We start from the raw sequence: 18,232 nt of genomic DNA on the forward strand, positions 1-18,232 counted from the left end.
AAATGGATGAAATTACCGATGCTTTGATGGGGTCATAAAAGATTTTCTGCAGTAAACTATGTATAATTATATATTAAGAATGGGAGGTGACAGTTTATGAAAAAATTTGTTCAAATTGCTTTTTTACTGATTGGAGGAGCATTAGGCCTTGTTTTCTTACCGCCATTATACGAATTGCTTCATTTATCATCTAATCCTTGGCTTGATAACCCTTACGTATCAGTAGCTTTAGGAGCGCTTTTACTATTTACATTATCATTTGCCTTTTCGGATTATTTTGTAAAGCTTATTAGCTGGATGGAAGAGGTGCTATTTAAAGTACCGGTTGGTGACTTATTATTTGGTACACTTGGACTTATTATTGGACTAATCGTTGCTTATTTCTTAGGGTTTGCAATCGATAGTATGGATTTGCCGAGTTTTACAAAGGTTTTACCAATTATACTGTCATTTGTGCTTGGATATTTAGGGTTCCGTGTAGGCTTTAAAAAGCGAGATGAATTAATCCAGCTATTTACTTTGCGTGGTAACACTTCAAAGAAAAAACTAGCGGAAGGTGTAGAGCCTCAAGAGGTACGAGGAAGCTATAAACTGTTAGATACTAGTGTTATTATTGATGGTCGTATTGCAGATATTTCTGAAACAGGCTTTATAGAAGGTACACTAGTTGTACCCCAATTTGTTCTTACTGAGCTCCAGCATATTGCAGATTCTTCGGATACGTTAAAGCGTACAAGAGGGCGCCGCGGCTTAGATATTTTGAAAAAATTACAAGATGAACGTATGACGAATGTTGAAATTACTGAAGAGGACTTTGAGGATGTTCAAGAGGTTGACTTAAAACTAGTGCGCCTTGCAAAGAAAAGGGGCATCGACACACAAATAGTGACGAACGACTTTAACCTTAACAAGGTTTGCGAGTTACACCACGTTAAAGTGCTGAATATCAATGATTTAGCAAATGCGGTCAAACCTGTCGTAATTCCAGGTGAGAATATGCAAGTGATGGTTATTAAAGATGGGAAAGAGCATAATCAAGGGGTTGCTTATTTAGATGATGGCACAATGATCGTTGTTGAAGGTGGACGTAGCTATATAGGACAGGCAATTACAGTAACCGTAACAAGTGTTCTTCAAACATCAGCAGGTCGTATGATTTTTGCTAAACCAAAGGATGACTAGGAAGTGGGAAATGTGCAATATGAAGTAGTATTGCCTGCTGCAGGAAGCGGAAAGCGAATGGGCGCAGGGCAAAACAAGTTATTTTTAAATCTTTTAGAAAAACCGATCCTCATACACACACTGGAGGTATTTGAACAGGATAGTCAGTGTACAGGTATTTGGCTTGCAGTAAAGCCTGAAGAGCGTGTATGTATTCAAGAAATGCTAGAGAGGTATGGAATTACTAAAGTGAAAGGTTTACCTGATGGTGGTGCAGAGCGACAGCATTCCGTCCATTCGTGCATGAAAGAAATGAAGCAGGTTGATATTGTGCTAGTGCATGATGCTGCGCGTCCATTTATTACTCACGACATTATAGCGAATCTTGTGCAAAATGCGCATGACTTTGGCGCTGCGATTGCGGGTGTTCGTGCGAAGGATACGATGAAAAAAGTACGTGATGGTGTTATTGAAGAGACGATTGACCGAGAAAGCTTATGGATGATTCAAACCCCTCAAGCATTTCAATTTGATTTGATTGTAGAGGCGGAGGATGTCGCTGAGAAGGTGGGCTTCCTTGGTACTGATGAAGCAATGCTTGTTGAACGTCTTGGCCATGAGGTGCATATTGTAGAAAGCAGCTACGAAAATGTAAAGATGACGACCCAAGAGGATTTAGTTTTTGGTGAAGCAATCTTGCGTAAACGTGCTTTGAAAAAATTATAATAACAAACTAATAATCTCATCAGCATTATAATTTGCTGATGAGATTTTACATTTATCTTTCTTTCCGATTCCGTACGCAATTATGCCGAGGCATAATTGATTTCACAGTACTGTTCACTACCAACTCAATTTCCTAGGAAATATGTTAAAATGTGAGGGTATAATGTAGAGTAAATATAAAAGTGAAGGAAGGTGAATGAGACTGCCTTAGAAGCTGAATAGAAGCTTATTAAGTCTGCATACTTTTGAAGTAAATGAGCTTCGGTTGGTGTTATCTTATTAGACAGTCTCAAAATCATATGTTTCGAGTAGGACAAGGATTTGACGTTCATGCATTTGAAGAAGGGCGTCCATTAATTATTGGTGGTATAACAATTCCTCATGAAAAAGGGTTAGTAGGGCATTCGGATGCAGATGTTTTATTACATACTGTAACAGATGCAGCGTTAGGGGCTATTGGTGAGGGCGATATCGGTCGTCATTTCCCAGATACGGATCCAGCATTCAAGGATGCTGATTCAGCGAAATTACTGGAGCATATTTGGAAAATTGTTGAGGATAAGGGCTATGTTCTAGGTAATGTGGATTGTACGATTATGGCACAACGTCCGAAAATGGCACCGTACATTGAACAAATGCAAAATCGTATTGCTGAATTGCTTCATGCAGAGCCTTCTCAAGTGAATGTTAAAGCAACAACAACTGAGCGTTTAGGTTTTACAGGTCGCGAGGAAGGGATCGCTGCGATGGCGACAATCCTATTGATGAAGAAATAAAAGCAGGCGCTCAGCGCTTTTATTTCCTGTAACAGAGTGGTAAAATGAACAAAGTCAATTTTTTGAACGAAAATTTAGGAGGCTTTTAATTATGGCGAAAGAAGTTCGTGTTCGTTACGCGCCATCCCCTACTGGTTTCTTACATATCGGTGGAGCGCGTACAGCGTTATTTAACTATTTATATGCAAAACATCATAACGGTAAATTCATCGTACGTATTGAGGATACAGATATTGAGCGTAATGTAGAGGGCGGAGAAGCATCTCAGCTTGATAACTTAAAATGGTTAGGTATGGAATATGATGAGTCGATCGATATCGGTGGACCATATGCACCTTATCGTCAAATGGAGCGTCTTGATGTTTATAAAGAGCACGCTGAGAAACTATTAGAGCAAGGTTTAGCTTACAAATGCTTCTGTTCTTCTGAGAAATTAGAAGCGTCTCGTGAAGAACAAAAAGCACGAGGTGTTGCAGCTCCAACTTATGATGGTACTTGTCGTCATTTATCAGCAGAGGAAGTTGCAGCTAAAGAAGCTGATGGTGAACAATATACAATTCGTATGCGCGTGCCTGAAAATGTAACATATGAGTTTGAGGATTTAGTACGTGGACAAGTATCGTTTGAGTCAAAAGATATTGGTGACTGGGTACTTGTTAAAGCAAACGGTATCCCAACGTATAACTATGCGGTAGTGCTAGATGATCACTTTATGGAAATTTCGCATGTATTCCGTGGTGAAGAGCATTTATCGAATACACCAAAACAAATGATGATTTTTGATGCATTTGGCTGGGAATATCCACGCTTTGGTCATATGACATTAATTATTAATGAAAACCGCAAAAAATTATCAAAACGTGATGAATCAATTATTCAATTCGTAACACAATATAAAGATTTAGGTTACCTACCTGAAGCAATGTTCAATTTCTTCGCATTACTTGGCTGGTCTCCTGAAGGGGAAGAAGAGATTTTCTCAAAAGAAGAATTTATTAAAATCTTTGATGAAAAACGTCTTTCAAAATCACCATCTATGTTCGATAAACAAAAGCTTACTTGGATGAATAACCAATACATTAAAAAATTATCTTTAGAAGAAGTAGTGGCATTATCTTTACCACACTTACAAAAAGCTGGTTTATTACCAGAGGAGCTAACAGAAGAAGAACGCGTATGGGCTACAGATTTAATCGCACTTTATCATGATCAAATGAGCTTTGGTGCTGAAATTGTAGAACTATCTCGCCTATTCTTTAACGATCATATTGAATATGATGAAGAAGCAAAAGCAGTTTTAGCAGGTGAGCAGGTACCTGAGGTAATGACTGCATTTAAAGCACAGCTTGAAGGTTTAGAGGAATTTACGCCTGATACTGTCAAAGCGGCTATTAAAGCTGTTCAAAAAGAAACAGGTCACAAAGGTAAAAATCTATTTATGCCAATCCGCGTCGTAACGACGGGTGAAACGCATGGTCCAGAGCTTCCTAACGCGATTTGCTTAATTGGCAAACAGAAAACAATTGATCGTGTAGAAAAATTTGCGCAATAAGTAGAAATTGATTGACAATTTATCAGTTCGTTGTAAAATGTATTTACATTGAGAAAGCGTTGATAAGGAGAAGTAAGTGGCGCATGCTCTTAAGAGAGGACCATCACCGGCTGAAAGTGGTCTGAGCCTAGGCAAAACTGAAATGCACCTTTGAGCATAAAGCTGAACAAATAGTAGGCTTTATCGATTCGTTCCCGTTACAGAACGTCCAGAGTGGAAGGCATTCGCCTTCAATCAGAGTGGAACCGCGCAATTTTAGCGTCTCTGTCATCCCTTTATAGGGGATGATAGGGGCGCTTTTTTATTTTCTGGACATAGGACTAGAAGTGGAGGATGCGCTAAATTTCACTCGACTAACTCTGCGGTGAAATCAACGTCAGTAGGCCAGGGATGCAGTTGACTGTGTGGGGCTTTCAACTACTTTTAGCGGGTGTCCAAACATCCACTGAAATAGAGGAACTCAGTCTAAGACCGCCACGACCTGTGGCAATGACTGAGTGACCAACATCACGTTGGCCAAAGCCTCCGGCGGATGTCACGGAATTATGCCGAGGCATAATTGATAGGTTCAAGGCAGATCAAAATGAAAAGGGGGAGCTTTTGTGTTTAAAAGAATGAAGGAAGATGTAGAAACGATTTTTGAGAATGATCCAGCAGCGCGCAGTGTATTCGAAGTGATATTAACATACTCGGGCCTGCACGCTACTTGGTCACATCGAGTTGCCCATTGGTTCTTTAAAAAGCGTTTTTATTTTATAGCCCGTACCATTTCACAAATTAGTCGCTTCTTTACTGGAATTGAAATTCACCCTGGGGCGAAAATCGGTCGACGTTTCTTTATTGACCATGGGATGGGCGTTGTCATTGGCGAAACATGTGAGATTGGTGATAATGTAACGTTGTATCAAGGTGTTACTTTAGGTGGTACAGGGAAAGAAAAGGGAAAACGCCATCCGACATTAGAGGATAATGTACTAGTTGCAACAGGTGCAAAAGTGTTAGGTTCTATTACAATTGGTGAAAATAGTAAAATTGGCGCAGGCTCAGTTGTCTTAAAAGAAGTGCCACCAAATGCTACGGTTGTCGGTATTCCTGGTAAAATAGTGATTAAGGATGGAGTTCGTCTAGAGAAAAAACTTGACCACCAAAATATACCTGACCCTGTAGAAGAACGTTGTCAAGCTTTCGAGAAGCAGATTGCAGCAATGAATCAGGAAATCGAACGCTTACAAAAGGAGAGAGAAACACAATGAGTATTCAAATTTTCAACTCATTAACACGACAAAAGGAAACTTTCGTACCGCTGGAGGAAGGCAAAGTAAAAATGTACGTTTGCGGTCCGACAGTTTATAACTACATTCATATTGGGAATTCACGTCCTGTAATTGTCTACGATACAGTGCGTCGTTATTTTCAATACAAAGGCTACGATGTGAAATTTGTTTCAAATTTCACAGATGTGGACGACAAAATTATTAAGGCTGCTAATGAACTTGGAGAAGAAGTTCATGAATTAACGGAACGCTTTATTGATGCGTACTTTGAAGATGTTACAGCGTTAGGCTGCAAGAAAGCAGATGTACATCCACGCGTAACAGAGCATATGGATGATATCATTCAATTCATTCAAGTTTTAGTCGATAAGGGCTATGCTTATGAGTCAGCTGGTGATGTTTATTACCGAACTCGTAAATTTAATGGTTACGGTAAATTATCTCACCAAGCGGTAGATGATTTAAAAATTGGTGCTCGTATAGAAGCTGGCGAGAAAAAAGATGATGCGTTAGATTTCGCTCTATGGAAAGCTGTGAAGCCAGGTGAAATTTACTGGGAAAGTCCGTGGGGCAAAGGACGTCCAGGTTGGCATATTGAATGCTCAGTAATGGCGCGTGAGCATTTAGGAGATACTATGGATATTCATGCTGGTGGGCAAGATTTAACATTCCCGCATCATGAAAATGAAATTGCACAATCTGAAGCTCATAATGATAAAACGTTCGCGCGTTATTGGATGCACAATGGGTATATTAATATTGATAATGAAAAAATGTCCAAATCTCTTGGTAATTTTATACTCGTTAATGATATTCGTAAGCAAATTGACCCGCAAATTTTACGCTTCTTTATGCTTTCAGTGCATTATCGTCATCCGATTAACTTTGCGAAGGATTTAGTAGATGCAGCCGCAAATGGTTTAGAACGAATTCGTACTGCCTACAACAATATCAAACACCGTTTAACAGCAACAGCAAGCTTAGGCGATCACTCAGAAGAATGGCTTGAAAAAATTGTTGAACAAAAAGCTCATTTTGAAGAAGCGATGGATGATGATTTTAATACAGCCAATGCCATTTCCGTATTATTTGAATTAGCGCGTATCGCAAATATTTATTTAAATGAAACGAATACTGATGAAAAAGTATTATTGAGTTTTACTGAAACTTTTGAGGTGTTAGGTGACGTCTTAGGTATTGAATTTGCAAAAGAAGAAGAGTTATTAGACGAAGAAATTGAAGCACTTTTACAGGAGCGTATAGAAGCTCGTAAAAATCGTGATTTTGCTCGTTCAGATGAAATTCGTGACCATTTGCAAGCGCAAGGTATCATTTTAGAAGATACGCGACAAGGAACTAGATGGAAACGAGGGTAAGTGATTTGGATAAACTCCGCAACGAAGATGTCAAGCAATTGAATGCATTAGCGTTAGCCTATATGGGGGACGCGGTTTTAGAACAAAAGATACGCGAGCATTTGCTACGTGTCGGCCGTGTCAAACCTAACATACTTCATAGAGAAGCGACACGTTACGTATCAGCGAAAGCACAATCTATGATTGTACATCGAATGATGGATGAAGGCTTTTTAACAGAGGAGGAGTTGGCTGTGTTCCGTCGTGGACGCAATGCCAAATCCGGCTCTGTGCCGAAAAATACAGATGTTCAAACATACCGTAATAGCTCAGGCTTTGAGGCTGTGCTTGGTAGTTTATTTTTATTAAATGAATTAGAACGCGTTTATGCAATCATTGCATACGCTATTCAAATAATCGAGGAATCGAAAGGAGTGTCAAATTAATGGCAGAGCAAAATGGAGAAATGATTGCCGGTAAAAACCCAGTGTTAGAAGCACTTCGTTCAGGCCGCGATATGAATAAAGTATGGATTGCAGAAGGTGTGAAAAAATCGGGGGTTAACGAACTTCTAGATTTGGCACGTGAACGTGGTGTCATTGTTCAATTTGTCCCGAAGAAAAAGGTTGATCAATTATCAGATGCCAATCACCAAGGAATTGTTGCCTCTGTTGCGGCATATCAATATGCGGAGCTAGAGGATTTATTTGCGGCTGCGGCAAAAAAACAAGAAGACCCATTTTTCTTAATTTTAGATGAGCTAGAGGATCCGCATAATCTAGGCTCTATTATGCGAACTGCTGATGCGATAGGTGCGCACGGCATTATTATTCCGAAGCGCCGTTCTGTGAGTTTGACAGCTGTAGTGGCAAAGTCATCAACTGGAGCAATTGAGCATGTACCTGTTGTGCGTGTTAATAATCTAGCGCAGACGGTAGATGAGTTAAAAGAACGAGGAGTATGGATTGCAGGTACAGATGCCAAAGGTTCTGCAGACTATCGTAAAATGGATGCAACATTGCCGCTTGCGATTATTATTGGTAGTGAAGGCAAAGGAATGAGCCGCTTATTAAAAGAGAAATGTGACTTTTTATATCATTTACCGATGGTTGGGCATGTCACATCACTAAATGCATCGGTAGCTGCTGCACTTTTAATGTACGAAGTGTATCGTAAACGTCAAGAAGCGAATGATTGACAATGAACAATATTTTGCTTGTTGACGGCTATAATATGATAGGAGCTTGGAAAGAGCTACGACCATTACGTGATACAAATTTTGAAGATGCCCGTAAGAGATTGATTGAGCTTATGGCTGAGTATAAGGCAGCTATGGGGTGGCGCGTAATTATAGTTTTTGACGCACATCTTGTATCGGGTGTGGAGCAAACTTATTTAGAAAACGATGTCGAAATCATTTATACACGGAAAAACGAAACAGCAGATGAACGTATTGAAAAAATGACACACGAACTAAAGGCTAGAAATGTACAGATTCACGTAGCAACCTCCGATATGGCAGAGCAAAACGTTATTTTTGGTAATGGTGCTCTGCGAAAGTCGGCAAGAGAGCTAGAAATTGATATGGGTATTATCCAACATAAAATTTCTCATGATGTGAAACAAAAACATGATAGCAAACCGCCATCTCGCATGGAGCTTAAGCCGGATGTTGCTTTAGCCTTTGAAAAGTGGCGGCGTGGTTTGAAATGATTGATTGACTCATATTTTCCAATTCCGTTATACTGTTCCTATTATCTGTTGTGGCTGAGGTGATACCATGTTTAAAAATAGTATTGTACAAGTGACACAAGATTTTGAACGATTCAATGATGAAGAACTTATTGAAATGGTGCATCAAGGTAATACAGATGCGTTGGATTATTTAATTACGAAATACCGTTTGTTAGTAAGAGCAAAGGCTAGATCTTATTTTTTAATTGGTGCAGATAAGGAAGACATTGTGCAAGAGGGCATGATTGGTTTATATAAAGCCATTCGCGATTTTAAGGGAGATAAGCTTGCTTCTTTTCGAGCTTTTGCTGAGCTATGTATTACAAGGCAGATTATTACGGCTATTAAAACAGCTACAAGACAAAAGCATATTCCACTAAATTCATATGTTTCTTTGGACAAGCCTATTTTTGATGAAGAGTCAGATCGTACTTTAATGGATGTATTAACGGGTGCTATTATGGATGATCCGGAAGAGTTAATGATTCATAGAGAAGAGTTTGGCTACTTAGAAGAAAAGATGGGTGAGATTTTAAGTGAACTAGAACTACAAGTGTTAGCTCTTTACTTAGATGGTCAGTCTTATCATGAAATTTCTGCAAAACTAAATCGTCATGTGAAGTCTATTGACAATGCTTTACAACGAGTAAAGCGTAAATTAGAGCGACATTTAGTGCTTGAAGAAATGTCTTAGCGGTTGTATGCCTTTATTGACATTGACAAATATAGGTGTTAGTCTTGAAAAGACAAAGTGCCGAAAAGGTGATTATATGGCAAAAAAAGTCGTTCTAAATTGCGAAAAATGCGGATCGAGAAATTATACGTTTCCAGCTAAGGAAGATTCAAATGTACGCCTCGAATTAAAGAAATTTTGCTCGCATTGCAATGAACATACAGTGCATAAACAAACGCTATAAAATGATTTGTAAATAGACAGATATGATTGATTCGGAGGTTAGGCTAGAATGGGCAAGATTAAAGGCTTTTTCAGCAATGTAATGTCGGAAATGCGCAAAACAAGCTGGCCAAAAAGTAAAGAACTGACGAAATATACAGTCGTTGTAATTTCAACTGTTGTAATTATGGCTTTATTTTTTGTGTTAGTAGACTTAGGTATTTCATCATTATTCCGCTGGTACTTAGAGTTATAATTTAGTAAATAGCATGTTAATATTTCTGAAATAGCCCGTCATTACAATAAACGGGTTTTTTCGTTTGTTTTATCTTCATTCAGCAAATGTTTTTTGTAGCGAAAGCGAAGCGTCAGCTACAGATCTTTTCTGTGCGAAAGCAAAGCGACAGCAACAAATGTTTTTTGTAGCGAAAGCAAAGCGTCAGCTACAGGAGACTCCTATCTCGATAGGTGGTAAGATAAATGCGGTTATAGTTCCTTTCAGTGGGTGTCCAAACACCTACTGAAATAGAGGAACTCAGTCTAAGAACGCCACGTCCTGTGGCAACGACTGAGTGACCAACATCATGTTGGCCCAAAGCCTCCGGACGCAATTACGCCAAGGCGAAATTGAAGAAGTGATCAGCAGTAAAATATTCTCAATATGGTAAGTATGCTGCTAGGGATAGTATGAGGGTAGCAATAGATGACTATGCTAGATTAGGTATATATCATCAGGCTTTCGTTAGCCATTAGCGAAAGCTGCGTTTTTCTAATGAGCAGTTTGTGAAAAGAGTAAAGAATGCACTTAGCATATCCGATTCATTTTCACTTTTATCATCATTCAGTAGAAGATTCCTGCTTCTAAAAGTGGTAGGTTGAATGCAAATGCAGTTCCTTATTGTTAGGTGTCCAAACACCGACTGAATGAAGATAAAGCCGCTGGCAGATGTCACGGATTTTGAAAGGAACGAATTGTGCAAGCACAATTCAAAATCCAGACACAATTACGCCAAGGCGTAATTGATTTAGTAAGGGAGGGACGGACGAGGAGTCCTATTAGTTATGGAAAAAAATTGGTATGTTGTTCATACGTATTCAGGGTATGAAAACCGCGTAAAAGCAAACCTAGAGAAACGTGTAGAAACAATGGGTATGCAAGATAAGATTTTCCGTGTTATTGTGCCTGAACACGAAGAAACAGAAATGAAGGATGGGAAAAAGCGTACAATGATGCGTAAAGTTTTCCCTGGTTATGTTTTAGTAGAGCTAATTATGACAGATGATTCATGGTATGTTGTACGTAATACGCCAGGTGTAACTGGCTTTATCGGTTCATCTGGTGGTGGTGCGAAGCCAACACCTTTATTACCTGAAGAAGCGGATCGTCTACTAGAGCAAATGGGCATGACTGACAAAGTTGTCGAGATTGATATTTCTATTGGAGAAGCGGTAGAAGTATTAGAAGGGCCTTTCGCGCACTTCCAAGGACGTGTTGAAGAAATTGACACTGAAAAAGGAAAAGTGAAGGTTTCTGTCGACATGTTTGGTCGCGAAACAATTATGGAACTTGATTTTGAGCAAATACAAAAAATGTAGTTTTGGCAACTAAAGTGTCATATGTCTGATGAGTATGTCACAGAATTTGTTATTTACTACTTGCTTAAAAAAAATAAAAGTGGTATCATTTCAAAGGTCAGACTGTCATACTTTGGTTTGACGTCTGCAATGATAATTTTAATGTTATCGGCACTTAGCTGACAGACAGATATTGAGTGGGAGGGGCAACCCAATTACCACATCACGGACTTAAGGAGGTGTGTCTCGTGGCTAAAAAAGTTATTAAAGTTGTTAAACTTCAAATCCCTGCTGGTAAAGCAAATCCAGCTCCGCCGGTTGGTCCTGCATTAGGTCAAGCGGGTGTGAACATCATGGGATTCTGTAAAGAATTCAACGCGCGTACTGCAGATCAAGCTGGTCTTATTATTCCAGTTGAAATTTCAGTATTCGAGGATCGTTCATTCACTTTCATTACAAAAACTCCACCTGCAGCAGTACTACTTAAAGTAGCAGCTGGTATCCAATCTGGATCAGGTGAACCAAACCGTAAAAAAGTGGCAACGGTTAAGCGTGATAAAGTTCGCGAAATCGCTGAAACTAAAATGCCAGACCTTAACGCTGCTTCAGTTGAAGCTGCAATGTTAATGGTTGAAGGTACTGCACGAAGCATGGGTATTGTTATCGAAGACTAATCCCATTACTTGATGATGTATTTGTTTTTTGGAAGGTTGCGGAGTTTCTTTGTGAACGCGCAACCTTTATTCGTGGGAGGTAAAATCCGCTATAACCACAATCAAGGAGGAATTATATAATGGCTAAAAAAGGTAAAAAACTGCAAGATGCAGCAAAATTAATCGACCGTAACGCAGTATACGGCGCACAAGAAGCAATCGAACTTGCTCAAAAAACTAGCTCAGTGAACTTCGACGCTACTGTAGAAGTTGCTTTCCGTTTAGGAATCGATACTCGTAAAAATGACCAACAAATCCGTGGTGCAGTAGTGTTACCAAACGGTACTGGTAAAACTCAACGCGTATTAGTATTCGCTAAAGGTGAAAAACTTAAAGAAGCTGAAGCAGCTGGTGCTGACTATGTAGGCGATGCAGAATACATCCAAAAAATCCAACAAGGTTGGTTCGATTTCGATGTAATCGTTGCAACTCCTGACATGATGGGTGAAGTTGGTAAACTTGGCCGTGTATTAGGACCTAAAGGTTTAATGCCAAACCCTAAAACTGGTACAGTTACTTTCGATGTAACAAAAGCGATCGAAGAAATTAAAGCTGGTAAAGTAGAATACCGTGCTGATAAAGCTGGTATTATCCACGCTCCTATCGGTAAAGTTTCTTTCTCTGCAGAAAAATTAGTAGAAAACTTCTTAACTGTATTTGATGTAGTACAAAAAGCAAAACCTGCTGCTGCTAAAGGTACTTACATGAAATCAGTAAACGTTACAACTACAATGGGCCCAGCTATTAAAGTTGACGCTTCAAGCGTAGCAGTAAAATAATTAGTTTTTTTATATAGATCTGTTGACGGCTCTGTCTATCTGTGATATGATGGATGCTGTTGTGAATCATCCATTTGTACCGTAGACAGTAGGAGTGACTTGTCACTTAATGATCCTACCGAGGACATCGGAATTCGGATTCTTATTTTAAAGATGATGACTTTCAGCCTCTGTGTCTATTTGACCCGGAGGCTTTTCTTTTGTCGGTATAAATGACCCATTCTAATAGGAGGTGTCATCATGAGCAAAGCAATCGAAAACAAACAAGTACAAGTTCAAGAGATTACTGAGAAATTCCAAAACGCTGCTTCTGTAGTAGTTGTGGATTACCGTGGTCTTAACGTTACACAAGTGACTGAGCTTCGTAAACAACTTCGTGAAGCTGGCGTTGAGTTCAAAGTTTACAAAAACACTTTAACTCGTCGTGCGACTGAAGCTGTTGGCCTTGAAGGAATCAATGACGTATTAGTTGGTCCTAACGCAATTGCGTTCTCTAATGAAGATGTTGTAGCTCCTGCTAAAATCATCAACGAGTTCGCTAAGAAAAATGAAGCTTTAGAAATTAAAGCAGGTATTATTGAAGGTACAATCTCTTCTGTTGAAGATGTTAAAGCACTTGCAGAACTTCCATCACGCGAAGGTCTTCTTTCTATGCTTTTATCTGTACTTCAAGCTCCAGTGCGCAACTTCGCACTTGCAACAAAAGCTGTTGCAGAACAAAAAGAAGAACAAGGCGCGTAATTTCATACGCACTATAACTTCTGCGGCCTAACCCGCAACAAAAAAACATTATCCAATTAGGAGGAAATTATAATGAATAAAGAGCAAATCTTAGAAGCTATCAAAGCTATGACAGTTCTTGAATTAAACGATTTAGTAAAAGCTATCGAAGAAGAATTCGGTGTAACAGCTGCTGCTCCTGTAGCAGTAGTAGGTGGTGCTGCTGCTGGCGCTGCTGAAGAAAAAACTGAGTTTGACGTAGTACTAGCATCTGCTGGTGGCGAAAAAATCAAAGTTATCAAAGCGGTTCGTGAAATCACTGGTTTAGGTCTTAAAGAAGCTAAAGAAGTAGTAGATAACGCTCCTAAAGCTCTTAAAGAAGGCGTTTCTAAAGATGAAGCTGAACAAATCAAAGCTAAACTTGAAGAAGTTGGCGCATCTGTAGAAGTTAAGTAATCTCGTATTACTTTTAAACAAAAGGAAAGCTCGTCATTGCGGCGAGCTTTTTTTCTTCATTCTGAGGAGGCGTGGAAATGTCAGATCACTATTATACAAGTAAGCCTCAAACTGAGAGTAAACCTCGTCACTGGACATTCAAATTGTTAGGGCATACGTTTTCCTTCGAAACGGATGCAGGGGTATTTAGTAAAAGCGAAGTAGATTTTGGATCCCGTGTTTTAATAGATGCTTTTCAAATGCCTGATATTGATGGTGCAATTTTTGATGTGGGGTGTGGGTATGGACCGATTGGATTATCGATTGCCAAAGCAAACCCAGATCGTACCGTTCTTATGATGGATATCAATGAACGTGCAGTTGCACTCTCGCAAAAAAATGCGCAAGTAAACGGTGTTCAAAATGTACGGATATTTGTGAGTGACGGACTATCGATGGTTGATAACGATGTAAAAGCCGCAGCTATTTTAACCAATCCTCCAATTCGCGCAGGAAAGGAAACAATTTTCCGTTTTTACGATGGAGCTTATGATAAGTTAGTGTCATCTGGCGAGCTGTGGGTAGTAATACAGAAGAAGCAAGGTGCGCCATCAACGGTAAGTTATTTAGAAGAAAAGTTTTCTGAAGTCGATGTTGTGGAGAAGAAAAAAGGGTACTGGATAGTTTGTGCAAAAAAATAAATGAAATATGCATAAATTATTGACTTGACAAATCGGCTATGATAATATGATAAAATGCAAAAATATTATTTTGAGGTCGTATGCCCTTTTGTATATGATTGTTATAATGTGGGTATACTTGCCAAGATAAGTTTAGTTAACCGAAAATGAGATCTTTTTGAAGACTCGTTTTCTTTTTGTCTTTCGAAATCATACACTATTTGTATGATTTTGCAAAGACCTAATATCGCTTTATTGAGGGGTGAATGAGTTGACAGGTCAACTAGTTCAGTATGGACAACACCGCCAGCGTAGAAGCTTTGCGCGTATTAACGAGGTGCTTGAGCTTCCAAATCTGATTGAGATTCAAACGGCGTCTTACGAGTGGTTCCTTGAAGAAGGTCTACGTGAAATGTTCCGTGACATTTCGCCGATCGAGGACTTTACAGGTAATCTTTCATTAGAATTCATCGATTATTCATTAGGAGATCCTAAGTATGAAGTCGATGAGTGTAAAGAGCGAGATGTTACTTACGCAGCTCCATTACGTGTGAAAGTACGTCTTTACAACAAAGAAACAGACGAAGTGAAGGAACAGGATGTCTTCATGGGTGACTTCCCATTAATGACAGAAACAGGTACGTTCATTATCAATGGTGCTGAACGTGTTATCGTTTCACAATTAGTTCGTTCACCGAGTGTATATTTCCATGATAAAACTGATAAAAACGGTAAGAAAGGTTTCGGAGCAACAGTTATTCCGAACCGTGGTGCATGGTTGGAATATGAAACTGACGCGAAAGATGTAGTATATGTGCGTATTGATCGTACTCGTAAGCTACCAGTAACAGTGTTACTTCGTGCATTAGGCTTCGGTTCAGACCAAGAAATTATCGATATTATCGGCGACAACGAATATTTACGTAATACGTTAGAAAAGGATAACTCTGAAAGTACTGAAAAAGCACTTTTAGAAATCTATGAACGTTTACGTCCTGGTGAGCCACCAACAGTTGAAAGTGCGAAGAGTTTATTATACTCTCGTTTCTTTGATGCGAAACGCTATGATTTAGCGAATGTTGGTCGCTACAAAATGAATAAAAAGCTTCATATCAAAAATCGTTTATTTAACCAAACGATTGCTGAAACGCTTGTAGACCCAGAAACAGGCGAAATTTTAGTAGAAAAAGGTACAGTTCTTGACCGTCGTACTTTAGATAAAATCTTACCGTATCTAGAAGATTCATCAAAAGGAATCGGTTACCGCACTTTATCACAAGTAGGTGGAGTGCTTGAGGACGATGTAACAATCCAGTCTATTAAAATTTATGCACCAAAAGATGAAGCGCAAAAAGAAATCAATATTATTAGTAATGCGTACATCGATGAAGAAGTGAAGAATATTACACCTGCTGACGTATTATCTTCAGTAAGTTATTTCTTCAACTTACTTTATCAAGTAGGGGCAACAGATGATATCGACCACTTAGGTAACCGTCGTCTACGCTCTGTTGGTGAACTTTTACAAAACCAATTCCGTATCGGTTTATCTCGTATGGAACGTGTAGTACGTGAGCGTATGTCTATTAACGATACAGCTGCTATCGTACCGCAACAATTAATTAATATTCGTCCAGTAATTGCGTCAATTAAAGAGTTCTTTGGTAGCTCTCAATTATCACAATTCATGGACCAAACAAACCCATTGGCAGAGTTAACGCATAAACGTCGTCTTTCTGCATTAGGACCTGGTGGTTTAACACGTGAGCGTGCTGGTTTCGAAGTACGTGACGTTCACTATTCTCACTATGGTCGTATGTGTCCGATCGAGACACCAGAGGGTCCAAACATTGGTTTAATCAACTCATTATCTTCATTTGCCAAAGTAAATAAATTTGGATTCATTGAAACACCTTATCGTCGTATTGACCACGAAACAGGTAAAGTATCGGATCAAATTGATTACTTAACAGCTGATGAAGAAGATAACTACTATGTAGCACAAGCGAACTCACTATTAAATCCTGATGGTACATTTGCTAAAGACGAAGTAGTAGGTCGTTTCCGTGGGGATAATACAGTATTTAATAAATCGCAAATGGACTATATGGACGTATCTCCTAAACAAGTAGTGTCAGCTGCGACTGCATGTATCCCGTTCTTAGAAAACGATGACTCAAACCGTGCACTTATGGGTGCCAACATGCAACGTCAAGCAGTTCCTCTTCTTAACCCAGAAGCACCATTTGTTGGTACTGGTATGGAACACGTTGATGCGCGTGACTCAGGTGCGGCTGTAGTAGCGAAATATGATGGTATTGTTGAGCACGTTGAAGCTCGCTCTATCCATGTTCGCCGCATTGAAGTCGTTGACGGTAAAGAGGTTAAAGGTGATTTAACAAAATATAAATTACAAAAATTCATTCGTTCTAACCAAGGTACTTCATACAACCAACGTCCACTTGTAAAAGTTGGCGAACGTGTGAAACCTCGTGACATTTTAGCAGACGGTCCATCTATGGAAAATGGTGAACTTGCTCTTGGTCGTAACGTACTTGTTGCGTTCATGACTTGGAACGGCTTTAACTATGAGGATGCTGTCATCATGAGCGAACGCCTTGTAAAAGACGATGTTTATACATCTGTTCATATTGAAGAATATGAATCAGAGTCTCGTGATACAAAATTAGGACCTGAAGAAATCACTCGCGATATTCCAAACGTCGGGGAAGATGCACTTCGTAATTTAGATGAACGTGGTATCATTCGCATTGGTGCGGAAGTACGTGACGGTGACATTCTTGTAGGTAAAGTAACACCTAAAGGGGTTACAGAATTAACAGCTGAAGAACGCTTATTACATGCTATCTTCGGTGAAAAAGCTCGTGAAGTTCGTGATACTTCATTACGCGTACCACATGGTGCTGGCGGTATTATTCTTGACGTAAAAGTATTTAACCGTGAAGATGGCGACGAATTACCACCAGGTGTTAACCAATTAGTTCGTGCTTACATTGTTCAAAAGCGTAAAATTCGCGTAGGGGACAAAATGGCCGGACGTCATGGTAACAAAGGGGTTATCTCTCGTATCTTACCGGAAGAGGATATGCCATTCATGCCAGACGGTACTCCTGTTGATATCATGTTAAATCCACTTGGTGTACCTTCTCGTATGAACATCGGACAAGTTTTAGAACTACACTTAGGTATGGCTTCTCGTTCCCTAGGCGTTCATATGGCAACTCCAGTATTTGATGGTGCCAACGAAGAAGATGTTTGGGAGACAATGGAAGAAGCAGGCATGAACCGTGATGGTAAAACGACCCTGTATGATGGACGTTCAGGTGAACCATTTGATAACCGTGTATCAGTAGGGATCATGTACATGATCAAACTTGCCCACATGGTTGATGATAAACTTCACGCACGTTCAACTGGTCCTTACTCGCTTGTTACTCAACAGCCACTTGGTGGTAAAGCACAGTTCGGTGGACAACGCTTTGGTGAGATGGAGGTATGGGCACTTGAAGCATACGGTGCTGCTTATACTCTTCAAGAAATCTTAACAGTTAAATCCGATGACGTTGTTGGTCGTGTGAAAACATACGAAGCAATCGTTAAAGGGGAAAGTGTACCAGAGCCAGGCGTTCCTGAATCATTCAAAGTATTGATTAAAGAACTTCAATCTCTTGGTATGGATGTGAAAATGTTAACGATCAATGATGAAGAAGTAGAGCTTCGCGACTTAGACGAAGAAGAAGATCTTCAACCAGCTGATGCACTTAACATTGCACCACAGCAAGATAAAGAAGAAGAGCCAGTAGAGTCTTTTGAATAATGGAACACGTTAATTCACA

21 protein-coding genes and 2 other annotated features are annotated in these 18,232 nt (G+C 39.5%); of the genes, 19 read left to right on the forward strand and 2 right to left on the reverse strand.

Features of this window, described 5'->3' with window-relative positions; genetic code table 11:
- Window positions 1–96 precede the first annotated feature (96 nt).
- From ACQKMI_RS18155 to gltX, 4 genes are all read left to right on the forward strand, one after another.
- Window positions 97–1,182, forward strand: a complete 1,086-nt coding sequence (locus ACQKMI_RS18155) for a PIN/TRAM domain-containing protein (protein ID WP_323648538.1) — start codon at window positions 97–99, stop codon at window positions 1,180–1,182.
- Window positions 1,183–1,194: 12 nt separating this feature from the next.
- Window positions 1,195–1,887, forward strand: a complete 693-nt coding sequence (gene ispD / locus ACQKMI_RS18160; RefSeq protein ID WP_427491262.1) for a 2-C-methyl-D-erythritol 4-phosphate cytidylyltransferase — start codon at window positions 1,195–1,197, stop codon at window positions 1,885–1,887.
- A 299-nt stretch (window positions 1,888–2,186) separates the two neighbouring features.
- Complete coding sequence (gene ispF / locus ACQKMI_RS18165) at window positions 2,187–2,663, forward strand: 2-C-methyl-D-erythritol 2,4-cyclodiphosphate synthase (RefSeq protein WP_053482833.1); 477 nt, start codon at window positions 2,187–2,189, stop codon at window positions 2,661–2,663.
- Between the two features lie 91 nt (window positions 2,664–2,754).
- Window positions 2,755–4,215 carry a glutamate--tRNA ligase gene (gltX, locus tag ACQKMI_RS18170; RefSeq protein ID WP_427491211.1) on the forward strand — a complete coding sequence of 487 codons (1,461 nt, stop codon included), beginning with the start codon at window positions 2,755–2,757 and terminating at the stop codon, window positions 4,213–4,215.
- Window positions 4,216–4,265: 50 nt separating this feature from the next.
- Window positions 4,266–4,484 (forward strand) — a binding site (T-box leader).
- A gap of 144 nt (window positions 4,485–4,628) precedes the next feature.
- On the opposite strand, the gene ACQKMI_RS18175 is transcribed toward gltX, so the two are convergent.
- Window positions 4,629–4,772, reverse strand: a complete 144-nt coding sequence (locus ACQKMI_RS18175) for a hypothetical protein (RefSeq protein ID WP_427491213.1) — start codon at window positions 4,770–4,772, stop codon at window positions 4,629–4,631.
- A 45-nt stretch (window positions 4,773–4,817) separates the two neighbouring features.
- Between ACQKMI_RS18175 and epsC the strand changes: the two genes are divergently transcribed.
- The 8 genes from epsC (at window position 4,818) to secE (ending at window position 9,729) form a co-directional block, all read left to right on the forward strand.
- Window positions 4,818–5,468, forward strand: coding sequence for a serine O-acetyltransferase EpsC (gene epsC, locus ACQKMI_RS18180; protein WP_427491215.1), 651 nt, complete (start codon window positions 4,818–4,820; stop codon window positions 5,466–5,468).
- On the forward strand, window positions 5,465–6,865 hold the full coding sequence (cysS, locus tag ACQKMI_RS18185; protein ID WP_427491217.1) for a cysteine--tRNA ligase: 1,401 nt from the start codon (window positions 5,465–5,467) through the stop codon (window positions 6,863–6,865). The genes epsC and cysS overlap by 4 nt, the downstream gene beginning before the upstream one ends.
- Window positions 6,866–6,870: 5 nt before the next feature.
- Window positions 6,871–7,290 carry a Mini-ribonuclease 3 gene (locus ACQKMI_RS18190; protein ID WP_427491219.1) on the forward strand — a complete coding sequence of 140 codons (420 nt, stop codon included), beginning with the start codon at window positions 6,871–6,873 and terminating at the stop codon, window positions 7,288–7,290.
- Window positions 7,290–8,042 carry a 23S rRNA (guanosine(2251)-2'-O)-methyltransferase RlmB gene (rlmB, locus tag ACQKMI_RS18195; protein WP_427491221.1) on the forward strand — a complete coding sequence of 251 codons (753 nt, stop codon included), beginning with the start codon at window positions 7,290–7,292 and terminating at the stop codon, window positions 8,040–8,042. Before ACQKMI_RS18190 ends, rlmB begins: the two co-directional genes overlap by 1 nt.
- A gap of 2 nt (window positions 8,043–8,044) precedes the next feature.
- Window positions 8,045–8,557: an NYN domain-containing protein gene (locus ACQKMI_RS18200; RefSeq protein ID WP_427415329.1), complete on the forward strand. Its 513-nt coding sequence runs from the start codon at window positions 8,045–8,047 to the stop codon at window positions 8,555–8,557.
- A 67-nt stretch (window positions 8,558–8,624) separates the two neighbouring features.
- Window positions 8,625–9,272 (forward strand): RNA polymerase sporulation sigma factor SigH, encoded by a 648-nt coding sequence (gene sigH, locus ACQKMI_RS18205; RefSeq protein ID WP_079562384.1) that lies wholly within the window; start codon window positions 8,625–8,627, stop codon window positions 9,270–9,272.
- Between the two features lie 76 nt (window positions 9,273–9,348).
- Entirely contained in the window at window positions 9,349–9,495 is a 147-nt protein-coding gene (rpmG, locus tag ACQKMI_RS18210; protein WP_323648551.1) for a 50S ribosomal protein L33, read from the forward strand.
- 48 nt (window positions 9,496–9,543) lie between these two features.
- A complete protein-coding gene (gene secE, locus ACQKMI_RS18215; RefSeq protein WP_053596042.1) occupies window positions 9,544–9,729 on the forward strand; it encodes a preprotein translocase subunit SecE in 186 nt (61 codons plus the stop codon).
- A gap of 187 nt (window positions 9,730–9,916) precedes the next feature.
- On the opposite strand, the gene ACQKMI_RS18220 is transcribed toward secE, so the two are convergent.
- A complete protein-coding gene (locus ACQKMI_RS18220; protein WP_427491223.1) occupies window positions 9,917–10,069 on the reverse strand; it encodes a hypothetical protein in 153 nt (50 codons plus the stop codon).
- Window positions 10,070–10,535: 466 nt separating this feature from the next.
- Here ACQKMI_RS18220 and nusG point away from each other — a divergent pair, with 466 nt between their 5' ends.
- The 7 genes from nusG (at window position 10,536) to rpoB (ending at window position 18,213) form a co-directional block, all read left to right on the forward strand.
- Window positions 10,536–11,069, forward strand: a complete 534-nt coding sequence (gene nusG, locus ACQKMI_RS18225; RefSeq protein WP_323648552.1) for a transcription termination/antitermination protein NusG — start codon at window positions 10,536–10,538, stop codon at window positions 11,067–11,069.
- Window positions 11,070–11,296: 227 nt separating this feature from the next.
- Window positions 11,297–11,722 (forward strand): 50S ribosomal protein L11, encoded by a 426-nt coding sequence (gene rplK, locus ACQKMI_RS18230; RefSeq protein WP_004233593.1) that lies wholly within the window; start codon window positions 11,297–11,299, stop codon window positions 11,720–11,722.
- A 119-nt stretch (window positions 11,723–11,841) separates the two neighbouring features.
- On the forward strand, window positions 11,842–12,540 hold the full coding sequence (gene rplA, locus ACQKMI_RS18235; RefSeq protein ID WP_079562381.1) for a 50S ribosomal protein L1: 699 nt from the start codon (window positions 11,842–11,844) through the stop codon (window positions 12,538–12,540).
- Between the two features lie 61 nt (window positions 12,541–12,601).
- Window positions 12,602–12,748, forward strand: a sequence feature (ribosomal protein L10 leader region).
- A 32-nt stretch (window positions 12,749–12,780) separates the two neighbouring features.
- Window positions 12,781–13,281 carry a 50S ribosomal protein L10 gene (gene rplJ / locus ACQKMI_RS18240; protein WP_079562380.1) on the forward strand — a complete coding sequence of 167 codons (501 nt, stop codon included), beginning with the start codon at window positions 12,781–12,783 and terminating at the stop codon, window positions 13,279–13,281.
- Window positions 13,282–13,353: 72 nt separating this feature from the next.
- Complete coding sequence (rplL, locus tag ACQKMI_RS18245) at window positions 13,354–13,716, forward strand: 50S ribosomal protein L7/L12 (RefSeq protein ID WP_079562379.1); 363 nt, start codon at window positions 13,354–13,356, stop codon at window positions 13,714–13,716.
- Window positions 13,717–13,793: 77 nt separating this feature from the next.
- The gene (locus ACQKMI_RS18250) at window positions 13,794–14,396 is read left to right on the forward strand and encodes a class I SAM-dependent methyltransferase (protein ID WP_427491225.1); all 603 of its coding nucleotides are present in this window, start codon (window positions 13,794–13,796) and stop codon (window positions 14,394–14,396) included.
- A gap of 241 nt (window positions 14,397–14,637) precedes the next feature.
- Entirely contained in the window at window positions 14,638–18,213 is a 3,576-nt protein-coding gene (gene rpoB / locus ACQKMI_RS18255; protein WP_323648558.1) for a DNA-directed RNA polymerase subunit beta, read from the forward strand.
- The last annotated feature ends 19 nt before the right edge of the window (window positions 18,214–18,232 follow it).

Origin of the sequence: Lysinibacillus sp. NPDC097214 (genome assembly GCF_050277945.1) — a bacterium.
Lineage (GTDB): Bacteria > Bacillota > Bacilli > Bacillales_A > Planococcaceae > Lysinibacillus > Lysinibacillus xylanilyticus_B.